We start from the raw sequence: 24,266 nt of genomic DNA on the forward strand, positions 1-24,266 counted from the left end.
AAAATAAAAAGTTGTTAGTAGTCAATGGGAATCAGAAAAACACTGAATCAATGACAACTAACAACTAATTGACAAAACCATTTTATATCGCAGTCAGTTTTGTAGCTCTACTGCTGACTTGGTGCAGCGGGTTGCGATTGAGGTTGGCGTAAACGGCGCAAAGATTCCCGCAATTTGTTTTGGCTTGTGCTTTCTCTTCGCCTCCGTCGATTTGTGCTTGCTTGTGGTTTTTGTGATGAATTACTACCCGCTCGTTGACTACGAATGCGGCGTAGAGACTCTCTTGCACTTCCTTGAGAGCTACTTGTCCTTGTTTGGGATGATGAACTTGTGGCAGTATTTTCGACTCTCTGACGACGTAGGCGGCGACTAAATCCCGATTCTGTCGGTCTTGTGGCTGTAGCTTCATTAGATGGTGTAAACTCTCGCCGCCTGCGTCTTGAAGTTCCTTCTGTGGTATTGGAGTTGGATGCTGCCTGTTGGGTTCTTTGTTCTGCTTGTCTTTGTCTATTCCGTTCTTGAACTTGGCGGTGTCGCTGTGAACCTTTTATGGCAAATTCAGTGGCGATGGATACTCCTTGTCTGCCTCCTTCTGCGGGTTTTAATTTCCAGTCACGCGCTTGTCTCAAGGTTTCTTGATCCAAATCGCGGTTTCCACTGGAGCGAGCAATCCGCACGTTAGTAACATTACCTTGTGCATCAGTATCAACAGCTACTTCTACTCTCCCTTCTACCCCTCGCCGTCTTGCTGCCTCAGGATACTTGGCATTGCATTCGCGGCAGGCTGCACGACCATTACCATTACCTGAAGTGTTAATTTTTGGAGGTGTTGGGACTGTTGGCGCTACTGCTACCGGACGGTTTCCTGTTTGATTGCCAATTCCACTGCCAGTGCCGCTACCAGTGCCGCTACCAGTGCCGCTACCAATTCCACTGCCAGTGCCACTACCAATTCCACTGCCAGTGCCACTGCCAGTGCCACTACCAATGCCGCTACCAGTGCCAGTGCCAGTTCCACTGCCAACACCACCGCCAGTGCCAGTGCCAGTTCCTCCGCCAGTGCCAGTACCGCTGCTTGTACCTACAGCAATACCACTACCTGAGCCTAAACCAACACCTGAGCCGCCACCACCACCACCACCGCCACCACCGCCTCCGGATAGAGGCGAAGCTGGAATGGGTGCAGATTTCACAGGAGCTTCTGGCTTGGTAGGGATTGCTTTTGGCGGCGTATTTGTCGGCTGTGGCTTCTGGGCAACTGCCGTAATCTGTTCAAATTCCTGCTCAACTTTTTCTGCTGGCGGAGTTTCTATAGACTGTTTTTGTACAATTTCTGGTTCTTTTTTGATTTCTTCTGGAATTTCTTCAAGTGGTTTTTCTGGTTCGGCAGTCGGAGCATCAACGATCGCCACCTCTATTGGTCGATCGTTCTCTTCAGGCATTCTTGTCAAATAATTACTTACGCCTGAAGACAATACGCCCAAATGCAGCGCCAGTGAGCCTATCAGACTGTAAGCCAGAAAAGACTTGAGAGCCTCAACTTCTTTGGAACGTTGCTTGACAGTAATACCGGAAAAGCTCATAGCTATTGCTACCTATTCTCACTAATTTAGTCATCTTAGAATGCACGGTTACAAATATCAAGCAAAAAATTAAAATTATTTGAGGTAGTTTTATGTAACCCGACATTAGCCAAAACATCTTGGAAAACTATCAATATCACGATTTATAAACAAAATAAATTTTTGTTTTGATAAAATTAATTTATGTAAAGTGAGCAAATTTATGTACGGGACTTACACAAGCAGCACATAAAGTAAATCAAAATCATCATGATTACATTTGAAAAAATTATCATTATATTTTAAATTTTATTGAGAAAAAGTTTCAACTTTTCTCTAGATTCTGCTAGTCTTACTGTGTGTTGTTGATGACGTTTAGAGAAGATGGGTATTCAGAATTTGTTTGTAGCAGGCGGTGTGGTCATGTGGCCGCTGCTGGGATTTTCAGTATTGGGTGTGGCACTGATCATCGAGCGTATCAGGTTTTGGGTAAGGATCAATCAGCGTCAAAGCCGTGTGGTACGGGATGTGTTGAATCTTTATCGCCTCGATAATGTTGTCGGTGCAATGGATAAACTTCAGAAAAACGCAGATTTGCCACTCGCCCGGATTTTTCTTGCAGCTTTAGAATTAGAGGAGCCAAATCCAGAGGAATTTCGTTTGGCATTGGAAAGTGAAGCGCAAGCTGAGATACCTGTGTTAAAACGTTTCCAAAACATGTTCGAGACAATCATTAGTCTGGCACCACTTTTGGGTCTTCTGGGCACAGTATTAGGATTGATAACTTCCTTTGCCTCCCTAAATCTTGGTGACGTGGGAGGTAGCAAAACCGCAAGTGTTACCGCCGGGATTAGTGAGGCTCTTGTATCTACAGCATCAGGATTGATTGTTGCCATATTCATACTCATGTTTGCCAATACCTTCCGGGGATTGTACCAGCGGCAAATCGCGCTAATTCAGGAGTATGGGGGACAACTAGAATTACTCTACCGCCGTCGCTATGAACGAGGAGAAAAAGCTTATGCGTCTACAAGATGAACCAGACATCCCAGCACAGATTAATATTGTCCCGATGATTGACGTGATTTTTGCAATTTTGACATTTTTTATCATGTCAACTTTGTTTTTAACACGTTCAGAAGGTTTGCCTGTAAATTTACCGAAGGCAGCCACAGCAAAACAACAACAAGTCCCCTCCAAAATTACCATCACAGTAGATGAACAAGGAGTAGTAAGCCTGAACCGCAAACCAGTTGCAGTTGATGATTTGACACAGCAAGTACGGACTTTAATTGGTTCTAACTCAGAAATGTTAGTGATTATTAATGCTGATGAAAAAGTTGGTCACGGTAAAGTAGTGGCTGTGATGGATCGGGTACGTGAGGTTCCGGGGGCAAAATTAGCGATCGCCACTCAAAGACAATAGGAAAAGGGGGGATGAGGGAGATGAGGGAGATAGTTTTTCACTTCTGACTTCTAACTCCCAACTCCTAACTCCTAACTCTTAATGATTACCTGTGCGATATTTACGACGCATTACGCCTGGGTATTTGCAATTCTTGAGATATAAGTTTAAGTAATGAATTTTGATGAGAGTGTATAAAAAAGTGATCACCGTCAAGCATTTGTAAAGAGAAAGTAGACATCGCCTGCTCTCGCCATGCTTGCAGAGATTCATGGCTAACTTCTTTGTCTTGCCAACCACCAAATATACTAATGGGACAGTCTAGAGGCTGTTGTGGAGTATAAATATAAGTTTCTAGAACTGCAAAATCTGCCCGCAAAACAGGGAGGAAGATTTCCATCAGTTCTGGATTTTCTAGTACTGCTTTGGGTGTACCGTTGAGAGTGCGTAGTTCTTCGAGTAACTCCGGATCTGGTAAGACGTGCAAGGGTGGTTTTGTACGTGGGATTTGTGGGGCGCGGCGAGCAGATATGAAAAGGTGAAACGGTTTAAGATTATACTCTAAGCGCAGTAGACGAGTTAACTCGAAGCTAATTAATCCGCCCATGCTGTGACCGAAGAAGGCGAATGGTTTGTCTAAATATGGTAGAAGAACTGGAGCGATCGCTTTTACAAGAGCTTCTAACCGCGTGTAAGGTGGTAAATTTATCTGTTTTCCCCGTCCAGGATATTCCACAGCACAAACTTCGACATTACGAGGTAGGCTATTAGACCATGTGCGAAAAATCATGGAGCTACCACCAGCGTAGGAGAAGCAGAATAAACGCAGATTTGCTTGGGGATTTGGTTGGGGACAGTTAATCCAAGAATTCAAGGTTGGTTTAGTTGTCATGATAGAACTTGTATTAGCTGTTTTACCCTTTGTAGTTAATTGTGGGAATCTGGTTTATCAGAAAAATGGGTTTAAAACCCATTTTTCTGATAAATTTGTAGGGTAGCACAGCTGTGGTACCCTACCTTGCACTTGTGATGACGCAAAGTCTTGTATTTAAGAATGGACAAACTGTTATTTTTCTTCTTCTAGATATATGTCATGTTCTCTGTTGATGAAAACCTGAGATAATGCCTGATAAGCTTCAGTCCAAGCCGCCATCACTTCTTCTGTAGCTGCTTCTTGCAAAACATCTTTCATCGCTTGCAGTAAACTTTCTCCAACAATAGGATATTGTTCTGGTGTAACATGAGTCTGCACGTGACGATGGGCAATATTTTCTACCATCGATTTTAAAGCAGGCAAATTATCAATTTGGTTAGCATAACTATAAACTGCTGTAGCTAATCTCGCAGGCTGAGAACCGTCTGCTTGAGCAGACATGTTAAATTGTTCTCTGACTTCTGGATGGTTTTGAAACATAATTTCATACATCCGAGTCGTGATTTGCTGACCGTTTTTTTTCAAGACTGGTGCTGTAGATTTAACGATATCTATTGTTTGTTGGCTAATCATAGTTTTTTCAACCTTTTAGAATATTGATTGACTTCAATTTAGTGGTTATTTCTAGCAGTTACTATGAGCAAGCTCATATACAGCAGAATTCCGGAGTCAGAAGTCAGAATGGGCTACGCCCCGCTACGCTAACAGAATTCAGGAGTTACTAGGGTGCGTTAGGCTAAAGCCATAACACACCAATACACAACAATGTAGAATGCATCTGTGTAAATCAATAATTTATCAGATATTAATTGAATATGCACACAGTTAATAAAAAGTCAACAAAAAGAGCTTGGGCAGGTGCGATCGCCAAACCAGCTACAGAATTTCCCCCTACCCAATTGCCAATTCTCTCTGGTAAAGTCCCAAATGGCTTGCGTGGTAGTCTTTACCGCAATGGCCCAGCGCGGCTAGAACGCGGTGGTGTGCGTGTGGGACACTGGTTTGATGGAGATGGGGCGATTCTCGGCGTCCATTTCACCGATGCAGGAGTGACGGGAGTTTATCGCTATGTGCAAACAGCAGAATATCAAGCTGAAACTAAAGCAGATAAATTCCTTTATGGTGTTTATGGTATGCACACGGCGGGGCCGATTTGGAAGCGCTGGAATCAGCAAGTCAAGAATGCAGCTAATACTTCAGTATTGGCTTTACCCGATAAACTATTAGCTTTGTGGGAAGCAACTGGACCTTATGCCCTTGATTTGCAAACTCTAGAAACAAAGGGATTAGATGATTTAGGTGGTTTGGATAATGGATTACCTTATTCTGCTCATTATAAGCGCGATCCACACACAGGGGAAATTTTTAATTTTGGCATCAGTTTAGGAAGTTTTGTACAACTGAATCTCTACAAAAGCGACGCCTCTGGCAAAATTATACAAAAATCTGCTTTCAAACTAGACCGCTATTCAATAATACATGATTTTGTTTTAACTCAAAAATATCTGGTGTTTTTCGTGCCACCGATGCGGATGAAAACACTATCATTTTTAGTAGGTTTAACTACCTTCAGTGAATCTCTTTCCTGGGAACCTCAGTTAGGAACTCAGGTGTTAATATTTGACAGAGAAAACTTATCTTTAGTGAGTCGTGGCGAAACCGATCCTTGGTTTCATTGGCATTTTGGTAATGCTTGTGAAAATCAAGACGGTTCGGTGATTTTGGATGTGGTGCGATATTCAGATTTTCAACAAACTAATGAATATCTCAGAGAATTTGCAACTGGTGAGACGCACACAGTTTCTCAAGGAACATTATGGCAAGTGCATCTCAATCCTCAAACTGCTAAAGTGACAGCAACACAAGAAGTTATCAACCGCGTTTGTGAGTTTCCTGTAGTGCAGCGATCGCAAGTCGGACAACCTTGGCGTTATACTTATGTAGCTTTGCGCCCAGAAAGAATTAAGACAGGTAAAGAATGGTTAAGTGCGATCGCTCGTTTTGACTACAAAACTGAAACCCTCACGGAAGTAGATTTAGGAGAAAATCTTTATTCTTCAGAACCCATCCACGCCCAAGATAGTCAAAACCCTGAACAAGGTTGGGTGTTAATCGTGGTTTACGATGGTAATTCTCATAGTAGTGAAGTTTGGATATTTGATAGCGATCGCTTAGATGCAGAACCAGTTTGTAAACTAGGATTACCCAGCGTGATTCCTCACAGTTTCCACGGTACTTGGAACCCAGCGTAAAAGTAAAGATAATTGTAGGGATACAACATGTTCATAGGTGTCAACTTAAGCTCAAATGCTTATATAACAGGCATTTTACCCCCCTTAATCCCCCCTTATAAAGCAGGGCTGTTTCATTCCCCAAAGAGCTTTAAAAATCAAGGGTTCTAGCAATTAAAAATTAGTTATTTTGTTACCAGCGTGCCCAGAAAATGAACTATTTTACTGATATTTCAATGCTTAAATGTTCATCTCATCGTCACCCTTACTTACAATTTTCTCGCTAACCATCTTGACAAATCCTGTTTGAAATGGAATGAAACAGCCCTGCCTTATAAAGGGGGGAAAAAGAAATGCAGTTCCCTCCCCTTTATAAGGGGAGGGTTAGGGTGGGGTAACGCGTTGAGTGATGGTCAGTGAGTGAACTCAATATCACGTCTTCATAAGGGTTTTATGTTAAGTTGACACTAATGAACATGTTGTGCCCCTACTGTAAAAATAAGTCAAAATATTTCTAGCTCTCGCTAATATTCTTAAACCAGAATTCAGAATTCAGAATTCAGAATTCAGCAATCAATTTAGTGGGGGATTTAGACCCGCCACTTTCTTGTTGACCACCAAATTAAAAATTTGGTGGGGGACTTAAACCCACTTATTCATCCAGCAGTCATACAGAAAACATTGCTGAATTCTGACGACTGACGCCTCTATTCTGTTCGATAAAAAATATTTCACAAATCATTGAGAACTGCCATATCCTATTAAAATTTGAGCAGGAAATTTCAAGGGGATCGCAGAGTGGCTGATGAACGCATAGTCAATGCAGAACAGATTCATCCAAGGGACTTTTCGTGGCGATTATGGCCTCTTGTGCCACTCTACCCGTATGGTAGACGGCGGACAATCCGCAAAGAAGTCCTCAAGGATACAATCTGGAATTTTGACCAGATTCAGGGCATTTTTTATGTTGTTGTGCCAATTCGCATGACTGTTGTGAAGCTGCAAGCCGGGGGTTTGTTGGTTTATGCGCCTGTTGCGCCTACCCCAGAGTGCATCCGGCTTGTCAATGAGTTGGTAGCTGAACATGGTCATGTTAAGTACATTATCCTGCCAACTGTCTCTGGTTTAGAACACAAAGTTTTCGTCGGTCCCTTCGCCAGATACTTCCCGACTGCACAGGTGTTTGTAGCGCCGAATCAATGGAGTTTTCCGCTAAATCTGCCCCTTAGCTGGCTTGGCTTACCCCCAAAACGCACTCAGCTACTTCCAGAAGATAGCAGCAAAACACCCTTTGCTGATGAGTTTGATTATGCCATGCTTGGCCCCATTAACCTTGGTTCTGGTAGGTTTGCGGAAGTTGCTTTTTTTCACAAGCGATCGCATTCTCTACTTGTAACAGATTCAGTGCTTTCCATTTCAGAAGATCCGCCTGCGATCGTCCAATTAGATCCATATCCCTTGCTATTCCATGCCAAAGATAATGCTTGTGACATTGTTGCAGATATTCAACCAAATCGCCGCAAAGGATGGGGGCGCATCTGTTTGTTTGCTTTATACTTTCAACCAAACAGCTTAGAAATACGTCCTTGGGGTAAGGTGTTCCAAGATGCCATCAAAGCAACAGAACGCTCAAAAAAAGCTTATTTTGGATTGTATCCCTTTAAATGGCAGGACTGGCAGCGATCGTTTGATGCCCTACGGGGTAATAATCGGTTGTTCGTAGCACCAATTTTACAGACACTAATTCTCAACCGCGCACCCAAAGAAACCATTGATTGGGCTGATAAAGTTGCAAGTTGGAACTTTGAGTGGATTATTCCTTGCCACTTTGATGCACCGATTAAAGCCCAGCCGTATCAGTTTCGTCAAGCTTTCTCTTTCTTAGAAAAGCAACCTGCTTTAGGTGCTGGTTTGTTTAACACTAACACCTATCCCTTACCAGAAGAGGATTTTAAAGCACTTAGGGAAATCGACGCAGGTTTAAATAAATTTGGCATCGTCCCGCCAGCAAAGGAAAAAGTGTAGGAAAAAACGCAAAATAGTTCCAAGTTCCAAGTAAAGAATTCCCCACTCCCAACTCCCCACTCCCCATTCAATATCAGTGGTAAACTAAAACAACTTTCAGAAAAAGTCAATAAGTCTTTATTTTCGTTAGAGTTGGGATAATAATCAAAGTGTGAGGATTGATACTAATGCGAGTATTGCTGGTGTATCCAATATTTCCCAAAACCTTTTGGTCATATGAAAAAATTTTGGAATTAGTCAATCGCAAAGTTTTATTACCACCTCTGGGTTTAGTAACAGTAGCAGCAATTCTGCCCCAAGAGTGGGAATTTAAGCTAGTCGATCGCAACATTCGTTCAGCAACAGAAGAAGAATGGGCGTGGGCAGATCTAGTCATCTTGTCGGCGATGATTGTTCAAAAACAAGATTTACTCGACCAAATTCAAGAAGCAAAGCAGCGTGGAAAGTTGGTTGCAGTGGGTGGTCCTTACCCCACTTCTGTACCTCACGAAGTCCAAAACGTAGGCGCAGATTTCCTGATTTTGGATGAAGGCGAAATCACTTTGCCGATGTTTATTGACGCAATTCAACGGGGAGAAACTTCTGGAACTTTCCGCGCCACAGAAAAACCAGATGTCACAAGCACACCAATACCCCGTTTTGATTTATTAGAATTAGATGCCTATGACATGATGTCGGTGCAGTTTTCGCGCGGGTGTCCCTTCCAGTGCGAATTTTGTGACATCATTGTTCTGTACGGTCGCAAACCACGTACCAAAACCCCGTCCCAACTGTTAGCAGAGTTAGATTACCTCTATGAACTAGGTTGGCGGCGGGGTGTGTTCATGGTGGATGATAACTTCATTGGCAACAAACGCAATGTGAAATTGTTGCTCAAAGAGTTAAAAGTCTGGATGGCAGAACATCAATATCCCTTCCGCTTTGACACTGAAGCTTCCGTAGACTTGGCACAAGACGCAGAAATGTTGGAGTTGATGGTTGAGTGCGGTTTCTCGGCGGTGTTTTTGGGAATTGAAACGCCGGATGAAGATAGTTTGCAACTAACTAAGAAGTTTCAAAATACTCGCAATTCTCTAACTGAGGCAGTGCAAACCATCACCAAAGCTGGATTGCGCCCGATGGCTGGGTTTATTATAGGGTTTGATGGCGAAAAAGCGGGTGCTGGCGATCGCATTGTCCGCTTTGCAGAAGAAGCAGCAATTCCCTCTACTACCTTTGCCATGTTGCAAGCCTTACCCAATACCGCCCTGTGGCATCGCCTGAAAAAAGAAGGACGACTCCGGGAAAATCAAGATAGTAAGATTGCCAACATCAACCAAACAACATTGATGAACTTTCTTCCCACCCGTCCCTTAGAAGAACTTGCCAGAGAATATGTTGAGGCATTTTGTGCTTTATACGACCCAGTTAAATACTTAGATCGCACCTACCGCTGTTTCTTGATGATGGGTTTACCCAGTTGGAAAGCACCAGCTAAAATGCCAGAGTGGGTAGTTATCAAAGCCTTGTTAATTGTGATTTGGCGACAAGGAATCAAACGCGAAACCCGTTGGAAATTCTGGCATCATTTATTTAGCATTCTCAAACGTAACCCTGGAGTTGTTGAACATTACGTCTCTGCCTGTGCCCACAACGAACACTTTCTAGAATATCGCCAAATTGTCCGCGATCAAATTGAAAGTCAGCTTGCAGAATATCTGGCGCAGGGTGCAGAAACGCCCTATGTCCTAGTGAAGGAAAAAGTAGAGGAAAAAGCTGAAGCGGTAGTTAGTTAAGCGTGGTAACGGTTAATAGGTAAGAGTGAAAAAATTACTATTAGCCGTTCCTAAAACTAGTATGCTATTCAAAGTATGATAGTCGTGACTCGACACTCACTGAATGGCAAAAACATCAATTGCTCTCTATCGGCAAGGTAATGCTAATTCTCCTATAGGAATCATATTTGATTTCTGAAAAATCTAAGTATTTGTAGTGGCGTGGCAACGCTAAAATAGTGCATTAGTAGGTTGGGTTGAGCTTTCGCGTTACCCAACGTGGATCTCGGTGTTGGGTTTCGTTCCTCAACCCAACCTACAAATTTATTGCAACATTTTAGTCTTGCCACGCCACTACAAAAACTACTTGTACAGAATTGAATTCTGAATTCTGACTCCTGACTCCTGAATTCTGTTCGATAACTTCATCTCAACTTCATTTTTTGACTAAATTCAATAAGCAAAATCCGCAATTACTTTCTCAAAATGCTATTTGACTTTCTCAAACCCCAGTTTGCTTTCTCATTTTGGTGTTTTCCGCAAGTAAAACAAGCTTTGACTTACTCAAAATGCCATTTGACTTACTCAAACCCCAGTTTGCTTTCTCATTTTGGTGTTTTCCGCAAGTAAAATAAACTTTGACTTACTCAAAATGCCATTTGACTTACTCAAACCCAAGTTTGCTTTCTCATTTCGTTATATTAAGTTTGCGGTCTAGATTGTGAAAAGTCCAAAGTACTTTGTTATACTTCCTGGCAAGATAACAGAACCTTAAAAACTTAATATCACGTTTCCAAGGGAAAGTAAAAGTATGTCTTTTTACTTAATATACGCAAATTTTTAGCGTGGGTAGAGCGATCGCCAAAACCCTTATGGTTTCGTTGACCCCCGCTAATCGCTTACTGCGTAAGAGTTTGACAAGGGCAGATGATTGACAAATTGTCAATAATTTCTACTTGTTGACAGCTAAATTCGACCCCCCGCTAAAATGGGTATCTCTAACCCTCTCTGGATAAGGCTTCTGGAAGGGTAGGGTTTTAATTCCTTTACCCCTCACGGGGATGGAAACAGCAGAGCATTGCCGAAATGGTGTATTCGGCGATTTGTTTTAATTCCTTTACCCCTCACGGGGATGGAAACCTTTTACAATAATTTCTTTCGTTAAGATTGAAGCTTCTGTTTTAATTCCTTTACCCCTCACGGGGATGGAAACCTGTAGTGATTTTCTGGGTAACTGATTGATTTACTCTTGTTTTAATTCCTTTACCCCTCACGGGGATGGAAACATCAAAGAAAGGCAACCTCTGAAATCCTGTCACTTTACCGACATGATGGCAGTAAAGTGGAAGCAGACGATGGCAGTAAATGCACCTCAAAGGTTGATTACTTCGTGATGTAGAAAATGCGCTGGCAGAAAATCCATGAAAGAGTGGAAGCAGACGATGGCAGTAAGTATAAAAATGGAAGCACAATCGTGGCAGTAAGTATGTGCCACCAGTAAAAATCAAGAAAACCCTTATGTATCAACGGTTGTTAGGTTTACTGTATAAAAGCATTTACCCTACTTTAGGAGTGAGAATGTGAATATGGAAGTAGAAAATGCCGATGACATCAGTAGCAATGCGGTAAAAATAGCAGATAATATCATATACAAATACTGGGAAAAAACCAATTTTAATGATTGTTTATTCAGACTGTAGAAAGCAGGAAATAGCAGTCCAGGCAAAGGTTGTAAAGACTAATAGGATGGTTTTATGGAAGTAGGTAGTGTCAGTAAGTAGAAAGAATTAACGATTCTTAAATTTTGGAAGAAAAATATTGGCTTAAATATAAGTATGCAATTAAGGTAGAAATTGCATACCGAGGTAGCAATGTTGACAGAAGGTGAGTTTAGCTCATGGTCTGCATCACTCTCATTGTCATCACAGCAGTATGGAATGATTCAAAGTATACGGAGTTCTCCACCTTCCAGACGAGTCAGGGGAAGGGTTGGGAATGTTGTCGGGCGATATCCCAGTAAAAAAATGGGAGTGATAATTCAGTTTGAGAGCCACCGGAACGAATTGGCACGAATATATGAAATGGAATATGACCCAGAGGTTTTAGAATATTACGACCAACCACCAAAAATCAAATTGCAATACTGCTGTTTAAATGGAAGACAAATAGGAGTATTACATACACCAGACTTTTTTGTAATTAGACGAGATCAGGCAGGTTGGTCAGAATGTAAAACAGCAGATGAACTGGAAAAATTAGCATCAAAAATGCCAAATCGTTACCAGTCAGATAGTAACGGCAATTGGCGATGTCCCCCAGGAGAAGAGTTTGCCAAAAATTGGGGATTATATTATCAAGTTTGCTCCGACCAAGAAATTAATTGGAGGAAACAGAGAAATCTCTATTTTTTAGAAGATTATTTATCGGATAAATTAGAAGTTCCCACACAAGAGATAGTTGAAACAATCAAAATAATCTCCGCTAGTCCAGGAATAAAATTATCAGAGTTAATTGCAGCAGGAATCAATGCAGATTACATATATAAATTGATAGCAGACCAAAGGATATATGTGGACTTAGAATCATCCGCGCTATGCTCAGAAGCAGAAAGAGTGAGTTTTAAAATTCCCTATAAAACCACCAGAGACCAGAAAAATTATTCCCGAAGAAATTCAACCATATGAGGAGTTTTGGTAATGCATTCTCCCGCAGGCTTATCCCAAGAGTTATTAACAGCATCTGATGCGGATAAAATAAATTATTTTACTAACTTTACAGTAGTACATCGGCTTTTAAAGCAAGCTTATGAAGAATTGTTAGATGCGGTGAACAATCCAGGGGGTGCATCATTAATTTTCTTGTTTGGTCCTACAGGTGTGGGAAAAACAACCCTCTTATCTCAAGTAATGAAAATCATCTTTGAACAAAACCAAGGTTTAATGATGCAAGATTTAGCATATCTTCCCATTGCGGGAGTAGAAGCGCGTTCTCCAGACAGCGGTTCTTTTGATTGGAAAGATTACTACAAAAGCGTTTTAATTGCTTTAAGAGAACCATTTGCTGATTATAACTGGAGTTTAGACTAAAAGCAGGCGATCGCTAAAAAAGTGTGCGTGTTTTTTTGGTATACATTTTAACTTCTGGAGTTGAAACTATCAAGAAGAGCGATCGTTAACTCGATAAAAGATGTGTTGTTGGTATAAAATTTTGGGAAGGGCAGTCTGTGGTTAACACAGACGCCCTTCAGTGGAAGATGAGATTTGAACCACTAATTCTCATCTGCCAATATGAAAAGTGCCTTACTAAAAGAATTTCGTCAAGCAGCGTACAGCTATTTAGGTAGAGCGCATGATGCAACTTTTGAACTGATGGATGCAATATTACTGACGCGGAATGCCTACAGTTTGGCAGATTTATCGCTATCGCCAGTATTTAGAAGAAAGTGGCCAAGTATTTATGAAGCGTTACAAGATAGCAGACCACAGCGACAAAAATTGATGCAGTTATACATCAAACAGATGCCACAACAGGGTCGTCCGTTGTTGGCAGGCGACCACACTGCCTGGTCGCGCCCGGATGCGGTAACTCTTATTGAGAGGACAATTGAACACACCAGTGTTACCATAACCGGAAACAAACCAATTACCGTTGGTCAGGGATATAGTACCATTGCTTGGATACCAGAGGATTCTGGCAGTTGGGCGTTACCGTTGAGGCATGAGCGAATTACCAGTTGGGAAAATCCGATACAAAAGGCAACGTGGCAATTACAGCAAGTGTGTGAACATTTACCAACTAGACCAATTACAGTTTGGGATAGTGAGTATGGCTGCGCCCCTTTTGTGTTGAAGACGACTAATATCAAAGCGGACATTCTGGTACGTTTGCGTTCAAATCTTTGTTTATGGGGCGCACCACCACCATATTCTGGTAAAGGGCGACCCAGGAAACATGGTGATAAATTTAAACTCAATGATCCTTCTACATGGAGTGAAGCCAATGAGAGTATAGAAGTCAACCATCCTAAACTGGGACGGGTGAAGGTGAGCTTGTGGAAAAATTTACACTTTCGTCAAACGGCGACACGCCCAATGTCGCTGATTCGAGTTGAGCGTCTAGATGCAGAAGGCAACCTACGTATATCAAAACCTTTGTGGTTGGCTTGGGTAGGAGAGGAAATGCTTCCACTATCTCAAGTTTGGCAACTCTACCTCCGACGTTTTACTGTTGACCACTGGTATCGTTTTTTGAAGCAACGCTTGCACTGGACATTGCCTAAGTTGAGTAGTCCCAAGCAATCTGAGCATTGGAGTGACCTCATGCCTCTGATGACTTGGGAATTGTGGTTGGCTCGTGATATCGTTGCTGATAACCCTTTACCTTGGCAAAAATCATTAGACAATTTGACTCCTGGGAGAGTTGCTCAAGCGATGGGGAGTATTTTTGCGGTGATTGGTACTCCTGCCCGTTCGCCTAAACCTCGCGGAAAGTCTCCAGGCTGGAAACCAGGAAAACCACGACAACGTAGAATTCGCTATCCGATAGTCAAAAAAACTACAACTAAGCCTCGCAAAAAGCATCCAGAATCTGCTTAGTACCCTAGATTTTCATCTCTGAAGCCTGTTTCTTTTCAACTCAGCGTTGCTGGGTCGTTTCTTGTTGCTTAGTCTAAACTCCAGTAATATTATGTATGGGGATTTATAGCATTAGCGATCGCCATGCATAAGTCTTCAACCGCACATGATATTACTCCTGAATTCTGAATTCTGAATTCTGAATTCTGCCCTCAATTGTCCAGTGCCATTTCTGCTGTTGTGTATTCCATTTTACAGCGACTATTTCAGATGGGGGATTGAGGCGATCGCCATTTTCTTGAAACTCAATATTTCCCGTAACTCCCTTCACTTGTTTTTTCTGTTCTTTGAAATATTGATTCATGTTTATCAGTAAAGATTGGCTATCTTTAACTTGATATAGTTCTAAAATTCTCAGAACTATTAATACTGAGTCAAAAGCCGTTGCACTACGCCAAGTTAAATTTTCTTCACCCCATAATTGAGTGCCTATTTCACAAAAACGTTGCCCTAGTTTATTTTCACTATTGCACCCATTTTTCTGGCTGTGCCAATGCCAAGGAACACAAGCTATAATTTGACACTCATCTTGATTAACTACATTATATTGACTTTGTTCATGAATCCAATGTAAAACATTTTCATGGTAAAAAGTTGCAGAACCAGCTATCAGACACTTATTCAGTTTTAATCGACTAATTAGCCCAGCATTATCCAGGGAATTTGGTTCAATTCCTCCATCGGGTATTATGATAATAATCTCGACACCATCTTTTTTAATCTCTTCAAGATAAGCTTGAATATGATAGTACTTATCGCTAATATAGTTACATTCTTTTAAGAGAACAAACTCTTCATTAGATTTTTCTAAAATATTTTTAATACTGTTTCTATATGAAGTACTATAATTACTATTTTTGTTATAGACGATAGCTACTTTGATTCTACTTTTACCTGCAAATCTTTCTATCAAATAATGAGCTAATTGTCTGGCACTAATATTATCTTGAGTCGTCAGCCTAAAAAACGATAAGCTTTCACCACCAGATAAATGAGAAAGTTCATTAGAAGTACTACTAGGGTTTATTAAGACGAGTCCATTTTGAGAATAAAAATGTAGTGCTTTTTTGGTCATTTCGCTTGAATAGTGACCAATAATAGCAATCAAGTTTAATTGTGGTGCTAAATCAGCTAAGTTTTCTGCGGTTTGGCTGTATGGGGCATATAAATTGTTAGGATCATTGACAATTAAAATCCTCAAGACTATTAGATTATCTGTATGATTTAAGTTGAAAAATGTATCTGGCTTAATATCTTTTAAATTTATCTCTTTTTCTAAAGCAATTTTGTCAAAACTTGGAAGATTTATTTGGAGTTGAATTTGAGCTATTCCTCGTAAAATTTCAGCAGCAACTTGATCCTGATTATGATAAAATGGGACAACCACAGCCAAAGTATAAGGTTTGATTTTTTTGTCTTGTAAAATAGATTGCTTATATTCAATTAAACAATTATTAATGTAAATCAAAACTTCAGGATTACCTGTGTGATAAATTTCTTTCTCTTTTTTCCAAGCCCAGAGAAAGCACTTTAATGCTTGATAATAAAGTCCTTGCTGATAAAATTTATTTCCTTGGATCTGCAACTCTACAATATCTTGATTTGGAGGATAAAGAAAAATTTGTCTACCAAAGCTTCCCTGAAAGTTATCATTATTTAGTTGAGGAGCAGGATTCAATTTATATCCATGATTAGGATGCAGTAATAAATTCAGAATTTTGACCCAGTTACCAGCTATTTGCTCTTGGTCAAGTTGCATCAGTTCTGCTATTCTAGGATAAATATTATTACTGAGTCTATCTCTAATTTTTTGTTCAGGTAAATTTAAGTTTTTAGCGATATGTTGTCGAGATTGTCCCAATAGAGATTGACAAATAATTTCCTGTTCCAGTTCACTCAGTTGCTTTTTATTTTCACCTGTTGCTAATTTTTCAAAAAACAGATCGATATTAATATTTAGCTGTTCTATAACCTGCTGACAACTTAGACACATAGGATATATCATCTGTTTTTGAAAATGATAATCTGATTCTAAGCTCAGGTAATGCTACGGGTGTGGAAACAATTTCTACATGTGTTGATAATTAGATGGCTCTCTGGGTTAGGGGAATTATAATTACAAATTCGGTACCTTGTCCAACTGTAGAAATACATTGTAATTTTCCCTGGTGTTTTTGGGTGATAATCTGGTAACTAATAGATAAACCTAATCCTGTACCTTTACCAACTGGTTTAGTAGTAAAGAAAGGTTCAAATAAACGTTGTTGTACATCTTCTGGAATCCCTATACCATTATCGGCAATGCGAATCACTACCTGTTTATCCTTATTGAGTTTAGTGTGAATGCGAATTTGTCCTCTGTTATTAGTCATTAGTCCTTTGTCGGTTGCAAATGACGAATGACTAATGACTAATGACTCTTCCAACGCATCGATCGCATTTGCCAAAATATTCATAAATACCTGATTTAATTGTCCGGCGTAACATTCTACTAATGGTAGTTCGCCGTATTCTTTAATCACCTCAATTCCTACAGAGTTAGGTTTAGCCTTCAGGCGATTTTCCAAAATCATCAGTGTACTATCTATACCTTCATGGATATTTACAGCTTTCATTTCTGCTTCGTCCAAGCGGGAAAAATTTCGGAGAGATAAAACAATTTCCGTAATTCTTTCGGCGCCAACTTCCATAGAAGATAGCAAATTGGGCAAGTCTGTAATGAGAAAATTTAAGTCGATCGCTTCTATTTTATTTTCAATTTCTGGGACTGGATTAGGATAATATTGCTGGTATAATTGCAGTAATTTTAGTAAATCTTCGATATATTGACTTGCAAAATTGATATTGCCATAAATAAAATTGACTGGGTTGTTGATTTCGTGCGCTACACCTGCAACCAACTGCCCCAAACTGGACATTTTTTCACTTTGCACGAGTTGAGATGCGAGGTGTTTTGCCTCTTGACGCAATTGTGCTTCTGAGTTTCGCAATATCTCTTCTGCTTGTTTGCGCTCGGTGATATCGTGGAGAATGACAACATATTCCTGAAAATCCTGATGTGGTCGGTCTGAAATGGAAACATCCAGGGTTCTATTTTTCCCTTTGCAGAGTAGGGTTTGTTCGCTACGCTTTGTCCACTCGTCTGGATAGGGGGTTAATTCCGGTAGCCATTTGCTGAGGTGATTTCCCTGTAACTGGGATGGGTGGATACCAAAGAAAAATTCAGTTGCTGGGTTAGCCTGACGAATAATGCCTCGATGGTCTAGCACTAAAATACCATCTTGGGCAACAGTAAACAGGTGTTCGGCGGATTCTCGTGCTTCTGCGATCGCCACCACTTGAGGTAAACTTGTCCAACAGGCGATCGCTACTCCCACAAATGCCACACTCATCAGCAATACCACAAATATATTGTCACCCCCGGCACTTGTGACTTTATGAAGTTTCACACCAAATAACCAGCCAATTCCCACTGCACTGCACAACAGTAAAATCAGAATCGTCACCTGAAGAACTACTGAGTCTTTGATGACTACCGAAGGACGCGTCCGATATTGCCGTATCCACCAACTCAGATGAAATGGAGGGAAAGGAACACGGCGAATTACCGCATCAATTCCCATAACACCAAGGGGAAATAGTAGCCCAATGAGTAAATTCAGCCAACCCCAAGTCAGCCCACCTACCAACAACACCACAACTTCTAACAAAAAAATTGCTAAAGATATGCGGGGGAATAAAACTTCTGAGCGATCGCGCCGCAACCAAAGCCCCAAATGGAATAACATAAAGGAGACAAACCAACCAATGTTACCAACCGCTACAATTCGCGCTACATCTCCCCAAAACAAATAAATCAGGCAAAGCACCAGTGTCAAAGTCAACGCCGGAAAAAATACGCCCCGACGTGACACAGCAGAAAATACCGGTGAGATGTGATTGTCTAAGGCAAGTTGATATAAAATTCGCGGGCAATTAGAAACAACCGTTGCCGAACCTAATAGACACGCAGCTACTAGCAAAAAAGTAACACTCACAGCCGCAGATTTTCCCCAGAAAGGTTGGGAAGCCGCCACAAGATTCAAAAAAGCATTATCTTTGAGGTTTGGATCTGTTGCCAATCGTATAATTACCCAAGACCCTCCTAAAAAGATTGGTGGCATCGTCCAAGCAGCGATGTCTAGAAAGCGCAGCGTTTGACTGGGGTGGCGGCTATCGGCGACAAAAGAAGAAGCCGTTTCACAACTGTAGGTTGCATAGGTGACGAAAAAAAACCACTTAGCCCAATCCACAAAACTCAAAGATGACCAACTGTTAGGAAAAAAACCAGGACTAACATCAGAAAACGCTAACCAGCCAAGGCCTTGTACACAAAAAGTAATTAGCAGTCCAAAGGCCGGAATTACAAAAAACAAATGTAAAATACTCAGAGCGCGAGTACCACTAAACGCCACTATAAACGGCAACAATGTAAAGCCAATATCTGTGAATATTTCTGGACAGGCAATATCTAGCGCTGCCAAATTCACTTTCACTAAATCTCTAAGTACGATGGTATTAACTGACAGATAGGAAACCCAATTTAGCAGGTATCCAATGGCTGCATAGCAGGCTAGTCCTGGATAGTTTTCCAGCAGCTTACTAGTATAGTTAGGTGTTCCTCCAGCCACATTAATAAAATGCATACCCAAGCGTTTTACCTGATAATTGAGCAGCATTCCAAAAATTACCGCAGGTATCCAGACAAAAATCGCTTGTGAACCAAGGGCAGCGTGAATTGCCGGAACCAATGCTGTCCAGGAAATATGAGCTGTTAAACCGAAACCCCAACTTTCAACAGCACTCAGGCTTCTAGTCAAACGAGGGTAAGAAGATTGGCTCAAAGCGGCATGACCAGAATGGGACATGATTAATAATATGCAGTGGGATACGGGAATTTAAGCTCATTAGCTAGAGTTCCCATCTCTGAAATCTTATCAACAGAGACTTTTAGCCCAAAGCGATCGTTATATTTGAGTAAATTAAGTTTTGAACTCGTAAATCAGATTTTAAAGCCAAAAATCTGGATTACAGCAGTTTTCATGTAGTTAGACCACAGTCTTGTTTCTTGCTTTCTTCCTTTGCGCGATTGCGTGAGATAAAATCATGTGGTTCATTTACCTGAAAATAGCTGTAAACGGACAGGGAGTGACGTAAGACTAGCAACGGTTAGCTAGTTACTGTGAACTGTCAAGTTTTTCCCCGCACCTTCAGGTCGGTGAGTATAAGCTAAACCACATCTAGTTTGCATAATTTGAAATTGTACATTTCTTGTGGGGTGGGCGTCTCGCCCGCCCAGTATATGCAAGTTAAATGTGGAACAGCTTATCAAGTCCTCAATTGGTTCTAACTCATGTCATCACCAAGTAATCCAGGAGAAGACCGATACAATTTAACAGCTCCAGAAGTACTGGCCAATCCCTATCCTACTTATCGGCGTATTTTGTTAGAAGATCCTGTTTACTGGAGTGATTTTTTTGGGGGCTGGTATCTGATGCGCTATAAAGATGTTGCAGATGCTATGCAAGATAAACGAATTTCGGCCAAGCGTCCGCCGATTAGTAAATTACCTGAATCAGAGCAACAAAACATACTTCCCCTAATTGAAACTCTATCAAAATGGATTCTGTTTTGCGACCCCCCAGAACACACACGTCTGCGTGTACTGTTTAACAAAGCATTCACTCCTCGCATCATTGACAGCATGGCAGAGCGAATTCAGACGCTAGTAGACGAACTAATAGATGGTGTCTATGAGCAGGGTCATCTAGATATTATTCATAATTTAGCTTACCCAATGCCGGCAATCGTCATTGCCCAAATGCTTGGCGCCAATTCTGAAGACCGCGAACAGTTTAAGAAATGGTCATCAGATTTGGCAAGATTTTTTGGTATGTTCCGCATACAGCCAGAAATTTTGACCAGTGCTAAACAAAGTATTCTCGAAATGAAAGAATACTTCCGCTACATCCTTGAACAACGTCGTCATACACCCCAAGATGATCTGATGAGTAGCCTCATCTTCGCACAAGAAAAAGGAAATTCCCTTGATGACGACGAACTCTTATCAAATTGCGTTTTCTTAACTTTTGCAGGCCACGAAACTACCACTAACTTGATTGCTAACGGCTTACTTGCTTTACTCGAAAATCCCGATCAGATGCAAAAGTTAAAGGATGACCCCTCGCTAATCACAACTACTGTAGAGGAGTTTTTACGCTATGATAGCCCAATACAACGGCAAGCCCGCATAGCAGTTACCGATCTCCAAATCGATGGCAAACAAATTAGCCAAGGACAACGCCTATTTCTGGTGATTGGTGCAGCTAACCGTGACCCGGAGCAATTCTTAAATCCCGACAAATTAGACATTACACGCCCTGAAAACCCACACTTGGCATTTGGAAAAGGAACCCATTTTTGCTTGGGTGCAGCCCTTGGTAGGCTTGAGGCACAAATTGCCATCAATACTATTGTGCGCCGCTTTAGCGATCTCCGGCTGGATACAGATCAGATTGAATGGCATGAAAACCCGTCCTTGCGAGGTATGAAATCAATGCCTGTAGCTTTCAATCCCTAAAATGCTCCCCTAATTGAAGTGAAACATCGCTCTGAGCGATCGCCATTGCAGGTTAGGATTTTACAGTCGGCGATTGTTGCAGCAAAAAGCATGGGTGGGAAATTAATTGTATTTGAAGGGGTAGAAGGCTGCGGTAAAACCAGCCAAATACAGCTTTGTTGTCAGTGGTTGGAAAGTCTAGGTATTTCTGTGGTGGTAACTCGTGAACCAGGGGGAACAGAGTTAGGCTTAGACCTCCGGCGCTTGCTACTAGAAAAGGCAGAGGATAAACCAGTTGCCGAAGTGACGGAACTTTTGTTGTATGCTGCTGATAGATCCCAGCACGTTGAACAAGAACTTAAACCAAATCTTGCAGCTGGGAAATATATTTTATGCGATCGCTACACCGACTCTACCATTGCCTACCAAGGATATGGTCGAGGTTTGAACATGAGTTTAATCAATCAACTCAACTATATTGCCACCGGTGGCTTAGAAAGTGACCTAACCATTTGGCTGGATATCGATGTCGAGGTAGGACTGTCCCGCAAACGAGGAAGTGAAGTAGGGCTAGACCGCATTGAACAAGAGACAATTGCTTTTCATCGCCGCGTTCAGCAAGGATACGCAGAGTTAGCAGCATCACATCCCTCACGAATTCTGCGGGTAGATGGTAGCTTGAGTAAACAAGCTGTACAAGAAATAATTCAAGAAATTTTGCGCGCACATCTTCAGATGATATGAGTGTATCAAAAAATGAGAAGATTGTAGTTGCTGTTCAATGCTAAGGAATAAGTGACAGCTATGTATACTTGGAAAATCTATGGAATAACTGTTGTTGCTTTATTTCTGAAAATGTTGGCTATTATCCTAATCCAAGTTAACACTCGGCGGAAGTCCAATAATTTTTCTACACCAGAAGATGCTGCGACTTTTGGCAAAGGGGGAACTGGAGTTGTACAAGAGTCTCAATTACTGCAACGCGCCACTAAAACCCTCAACAATGATGGCGAAAATATTCCGATCTTCCTGTTTCTAGCTACTGCTTACGTTAACTTGGGCTGTTGGGAACAAGGCACCTTAATTTATTTTCCACTTTTTGTTTTGTCGCGCTTTGCCCATTCTATAGCTTTTCTACGCGCCATGCAGCCGCTGAGGACTCGTGCTTATCAGCTAGGTCTTTCCGTGATGGTTGTTTTGTCTGGGCATATTCTGTGGACTGCCCTTTCAAAGTAAATCGTGATTTGTGATTATGCTCTGGGGAATGCTGGCAGTCCATCTTGGGGAGAGATGCGTCTGCCCATCTGATTTTTCAGATCGTGTGGAAAAACCAACGCGAAACCTAAACACCGAGCAAGCTTTCCTAGTAGGGAAGAGGAAAATTCAAAACCTCTCCCGCTGTAGGCTACGGTGTAATACCGTTTCACTTTAATTATGATACAAATACGTTGGTAGGGGCACGGCAATGCCGTGCCCCTACGCGAAATCTATATCTATCAGGGTTTTAGTGAAATGGTGTAAACACTAGTCTCTTGACCTGCACCTTAGTTGCATCGACTTGCACCTTAGTTGCATCGACCTGCACCTTTGATGCATCGACCTGCACCTTTGATGCATCGACCTGCACCTTTGATGCATCGACCTGCACCTTTGATGCATCGACCTGCACCTTTGATGCATCGACCTGCACCTTACTTGCATCGACCTGCACCTTACTTGCATCGCCCTGCACCTTTGATGCATCGCCCTGCACCTTTGATGCATCGACCTGCACCTTTGTTGCATCGAAGAGCAAAAATTAACCTTCTCTACGTTACACAACAACTCTAAATGACTTGTGTGTACACGGTAGTCTTGTAGGAGAAGATTTTCCAGATCCTATGAAAAGTTAGGTCAATAGCTCATAACCTGAGCGATCGCTGGTGTAACTTTTCCTCGCTTTTAAAAGGGCGATCGCATTGTTTGAGCCTATATTACCCAACACTATAGGAATCATATTTGATTTTTAGGAAGCTAGGTACACCTTTATTCCTTCTTCCCAGTCCCCAGTCCCCAGTCCCTTACCTCTACGAGTGATTCTCCAAATAAAATCGGATTGCTATATTACTTATACTTCCCCCAATTTGTTTATGTTTGATTTCTAAATTCTTCTTCTTTGTGGTTCAAACACATCTGTCTTCAGTAGGGTAAAACTCCAGATGTATATTTGATAAGGTTGCAAATGACACCGACTTAATTGCAATTGGAGTTAACGATGACATACACGCAAACTGGCGATCCAACTATTCGGCAACATGTGCAAGCTTGGCAAAAATTAGATGTAGATCAACAGTTAGCTTTGTTTTGGTTTATCTATGAAGAAATAGGTAACTCAATTACTCCAGCCGCCCCCGGCGCTAGCACTGCTTCTTCAGAAATTGCTGAAGGTTTGTTTAATCAAGTTAAGGAATTAACTCACGAACAACAATTAAAAATTCAGCGTGACTTGATTAACAAAGTCGATACCCAAATTTCTCGTCAATATGGTTCTTTGGGTGATACCACAAAGCTACTTTTTTGGTATCTATTAGCTGAAGGTATGGAAAATGGCACTATCATTCCTGTACCTGATGATTATCGGCTTTCCTCAGAATCTCAAGCGCTGTTTAGCAGAATTCAAGGATTATCTTTTGAGCAACAGATTACTCTTTTCCGTGATTACGTTGCACCAATGGGTGCCGAAGCAAAAGCAGGCGCAGGAATTTAGTAATTCGTAACTGACATTTTGAATTTTTTGCGCCTGGTATAAACAAACAAACACAGAGTAAAAACTAAAACTCTTACTCTGTGATTATCTATCTCTTTGCCTTAGTTGCACCCTAAAGTCGTAACGCCCTTTGTTTTGTATTCAATATATTAAAAGTAATTATAGCTAATTTAATCCGCCTTTTGGTTGGTTTAAATATGTTGAACTTAGATTAATCTTCTGTTTTTTTATAGCTTTTTATTTAAAATTAAAGTATCTGAACATTAATAGACACACGAGTGGAATAGTCAAAGTTTTTACGTTGATAATTAAATCATTTTTATCAAATTTAACACCAAACTACATTTACAATCAAGACAAAAATGTAAATAATTTAC

At 41.2% G+C, this 24,266-nt stretch carries 18 protein-coding genes; 13 read left to right on the forward strand and 5 right to left on the reverse strand.

Translation table 11 applies throughout. The features are described 5' to 3' along the window. Positions 1–107 precede the first annotated feature (107 nt). On the reverse strand, positions 108–1,583 hold the full coding sequence (locus IQ276_RS26240) for a TonB family protein (protein WP_235115986.1): 1,476 nt from the start codon (positions 1,581–1,583) through the stop codon (positions 108–110). A gap of 363 nt (positions 1,584–1,946) precedes the next feature. Here IQ276_RS26240 and IQ276_RS26245 point away from each other — a divergent pair, with 363 nt between their 5' ends. Then, entirely contained in the window at positions 1,947–2,600 is a 654-nt protein-coding gene (locus IQ276_RS26245; protein ID WP_193922453.1) for a MotA/TolQ/ExbB proton channel family protein, read from the forward strand. Next, complete coding sequence (locus tag IQ276_RS26250; RefSeq protein WP_193922451.1) at positions 2,584–2,988, forward strand: ExbD/TolR family protein; 405 nt, start codon at positions 2,584–2,586, stop codon at positions 2,986–2,988. Before IQ276_RS26245 ends, IQ276_RS26250 begins: the two co-directional genes overlap by 17 nt. Before the next feature lie 100 nt (positions 2,989–3,088). Here the strand turns inward: IQ276_RS26250 and IQ276_RS26255 are convergent, their stop codons facing one another. Continuing rightward, positions 3,089–3,859, reverse strand: a complete 771-nt coding sequence (locus IQ276_RS26255) for a thioesterase II family protein (RefSeq protein ID WP_193922449.1) — start codon at positions 3,857–3,859, stop codon at positions 3,089–3,091. A gap of 174 nt (positions 3,860–4,033) precedes the next feature. After that, positions 4,034–4,474 (reverse strand): globin domain-containing protein, encoded by a 441-nt coding sequence (locus IQ276_RS26260; protein WP_193922447.1) that lies wholly within the window; start codon positions 4,472–4,474, stop codon positions 4,034–4,036. Positions 4,475–4,716: 242 nt separating this feature from the next. Between IQ276_RS26260 and IQ276_RS26265 the strand changes: the two genes are divergently transcribed. From IQ276_RS26265 to IQ276_RS26290, 6 genes are all read left to right on the forward strand, one after another. After that, entirely contained in the window at positions 4,717–6,153 is a 1,437-nt protein-coding gene (locus IQ276_RS26265; protein WP_235115987.1) for a carotenoid oxygenase family protein, read from the forward strand. 777 nt (positions 6,154–6,930) lie between these two features. After that, positions 6,931–8,157 carry a DUF4336 domain-containing protein gene (locus IQ276_RS26270; RefSeq protein WP_193924144.1) on the forward strand — a complete coding sequence of 409 codons (1,227 nt, stop codon included), beginning with the start codon at positions 6,931–6,933 and terminating at the stop codon, positions 8,155–8,157. Between the two features lie 167 nt (positions 8,158–8,324). Further along, positions 8,325–9,932, forward strand: a complete 1,608-nt coding sequence (locus tag IQ276_RS26275; protein ID WP_190882819.1) for a B12-binding domain-containing radical SAM protein — start codon at positions 8,325–8,327, stop codon at positions 9,930–9,932. A 1,850-nt stretch (positions 9,933–11,782) separates the two neighbouring features. Continuing rightward, a complete protein-coding gene (locus tag IQ276_RS26280) occupies positions 11,783–12,595 on the forward strand; it encodes a TnsA endonuclease N-terminal domain-containing protein (RefSeq protein ID WP_193925757.1) in 813 nt (270 codons plus the stop codon). 12 nt (positions 12,596–12,607) lie between these two features. Beyond that, complete coding sequence (locus tag IQ276_RS26285; protein WP_235115988.1) at positions 12,608–12,997, forward strand: P-loop NTPase family protein; 390 nt, start codon at positions 12,608–12,610, stop codon at positions 12,995–12,997. Between the two features lie 201 nt (positions 12,998–13,198). Continuing rightward, complete coding sequence (locus IQ276_RS26290; protein ID WP_235115471.1) at positions 13,199–14,506, forward strand: NF041680 family putative transposase; 1,308 nt, start codon at positions 13,199–13,201, stop codon at positions 14,504–14,506. Between the two features lie 151 nt (positions 14,507–14,657). Here IQ276_RS26290 and IQ276_RS26295 read toward each other — a convergent pair whose 3' ends face one another. Together IQ276_RS26295 and IQ276_RS26300 are read right to left on the reverse strand one after the other, a co-directional pair. Then, a complete protein-coding gene (locus tag IQ276_RS26295; RefSeq protein ID WP_193917529.1) occupies positions 14,658–16,550 on the reverse strand; it encodes an ABC transporter substrate-binding protein in 1,893 nt (630 codons plus the stop codon). Between the two features lie 79 nt (positions 16,551–16,629). Then, positions 16,630–19,452 (reverse strand): ATP-binding protein, encoded by a 2,823-nt coding sequence (locus tag IQ276_RS26300; protein WP_193917527.1) that lies wholly within the window; start codon positions 19,450–19,452, stop codon positions 16,630–16,632. Positions 19,453–19,937: 485 nt separating this feature from the next. On the opposite strand from IQ276_RS26300, the gene IQ276_RS26305 reads away from it, so the two are divergent. The 5 genes from IQ276_RS26305 (at position 19,938) to IQ276_RS26325 (ending at position 23,889) form a co-directional block, all read left to right on the forward strand. Then, positions 19,938–21,164 (forward strand): cytochrome P450, encoded by a 1,227-nt coding sequence (locus IQ276_RS26305; protein ID WP_193917525.1) that lies wholly within the window; start codon positions 19,938–19,940, stop codon positions 21,162–21,164. Positions 21,165–21,254: 90 nt separating this feature from the next. Next, positions 21,255–21,887: a dTMP kinase gene (gene tmk / locus IQ276_RS26310; RefSeq protein ID WP_193917531.1), complete on the forward strand. Its 633-nt coding sequence runs from the start codon at positions 21,255–21,257 to the stop codon at positions 21,885–21,887. Positions 21,888–21,947: 60 nt separating this feature from the next. After that, positions 21,948–22,379: an MAPEG family protein gene (locus tag IQ276_RS26315; RefSeq protein ID WP_190879994.1), complete on the forward strand. Its 432-nt coding sequence runs from the start codon at positions 21,948–21,950 to the stop codon at positions 22,377–22,379. Between the two features lie 333 nt (positions 22,380–22,712). Further along, positions 22,713–22,973 carry a hypothetical protein gene (locus IQ276_RS26320; RefSeq protein ID WP_193917523.1) on the forward strand — a complete coding sequence of 87 codons (261 nt, stop codon included), beginning with the start codon at positions 22,713–22,715 and terminating at the stop codon, positions 22,971–22,973. A 424-nt stretch (positions 22,974–23,397) separates the two neighbouring features. Continuing rightward, positions 23,398–23,889, forward strand: a complete 492-nt coding sequence (locus IQ276_RS26325) for an orange carotenoid protein N-terminal domain-containing protein (protein ID WP_193917521.1) — start codon at positions 23,398–23,400, stop codon at positions 23,887–23,889. The last annotated feature ends 377 nt before the right edge of the window (positions 23,890–24,266 follow it).

Origin of the sequence: Desmonostoc muscorum LEGE 12446 (genome assembly GCF_015207005.2) — a bacterium.
Classification (GTDB): domain Bacteria; phylum Cyanobacteriota; class Cyanobacteriia; order Cyanobacteriales; family Nostocaceae; genus Nostoc; species Nostoc muscorum.

Bases quoted from the DNA above. Each gene is read 5' to 3' on its own strand.
- IQ276_RS26255 (WP_193922449.1), bottom strand. From the start codon at position 3,859: ATGACAACTAAACCAACCTTGAATTCTTGGATTAACTGTCCCCAACCA.
- IQ276_RS26260 (WP_193922447.1), bottom strand. From the start codon at position 4,474: ATGATTAGCCAACAAACAATAGATATCGTTAAATCTACAGCACCAGTC.
- IQ276_RS26300 (WP_193917527.1), bottom strand. From the start codon at position 19,452: ATGTCCCATTCTGGTCATGCCGCTTTGAGCCAATCTTCTTACCCTCGT.
- IQ276_RS26315 (WP_190879994.1), top strand. From the start codon at position 21,948: ATGTATACTTGGAAAATCTATGGAATAACTGTTGTTGCTTTATTTCTG.
- IQ276_RS26305 (WP_193917525.1), top strand. From the start codon at position 19,938: ATGTCATCACCAAGTAATCCAGGAGAAGACCGATACAATTTAACAGCT.
- tmk (WP_193917531.1), top strand. From the start codon at position 21,255: ATGGGTGGGAAATTAATTGTATTTGAAGGGGTAGAAGGCTGCGGTAAA.
- IQ276_RS26280 (WP_193925757.1), top strand. From the start codon at position 11,783: ATGTTGACAGAAGGTGAGTTTAGCTCATGGTCTGCATCACTCTCATTG.
- IQ276_RS26245 (WP_193922453.1), top strand. From the start codon at position 1,947: ATGGGTATTCAGAATTTGTTTGTAGCAGGCGGTGTGGTCATGTGGCCG.
- IQ276_RS26250 (WP_193922451.1), top strand. From the start codon at position 2,584: ATGCGTCTACAAGATGAACCAGACATCCCAGCACAGATTAATATTGTC.
- IQ276_RS26325 (WP_193917521.1), top strand. From the start codon at position 23,398: ATGACATACACGCAAACTGGCGATCCAACTATTCGGCAACATGTGCAA.
- IQ276_RS26275 (WP_190882819.1), top strand. From the start codon at position 8,325: ATGCGAGTATTGCTGGTGTATCCAATATTTCCCAAAACCTTTTGGTCA.
- IQ276_RS26265 (WP_235115987.1), top strand. From the start codon at position 4,717: ATGCACACAGTTAATAAAAAGTCAACAAAAAGAGCTTGGGCAGGTGCG.
- IQ276_RS26290 (WP_235115471.1), top strand. From the start codon at position 13,199: ATGAAAAGTGCCTTACTAAAAGAATTTCGTCAAGCAGCGTACAGCTAT.
- IQ276_RS26295 (WP_193917529.1), bottom strand. From the start codon at position 16,550: ATGATATATCCTATGTGTCTAAGTTGTCAGCAGGTTATAGAACAGCTA.
- IQ276_RS26240 (WP_235115986.1), bottom strand. From the start codon at position 1,583: ATGAGCTTTTCCGGTATTACTGTCAAGCAACGTTCCAAAGAAGTTGAG.
- IQ276_RS26285 (WP_235115988.1), top strand. From the start codon at position 12,608: ATGCATTCTCCCGCAGGCTTATCCCAAGAGTTATTAACAGCATCTGAT.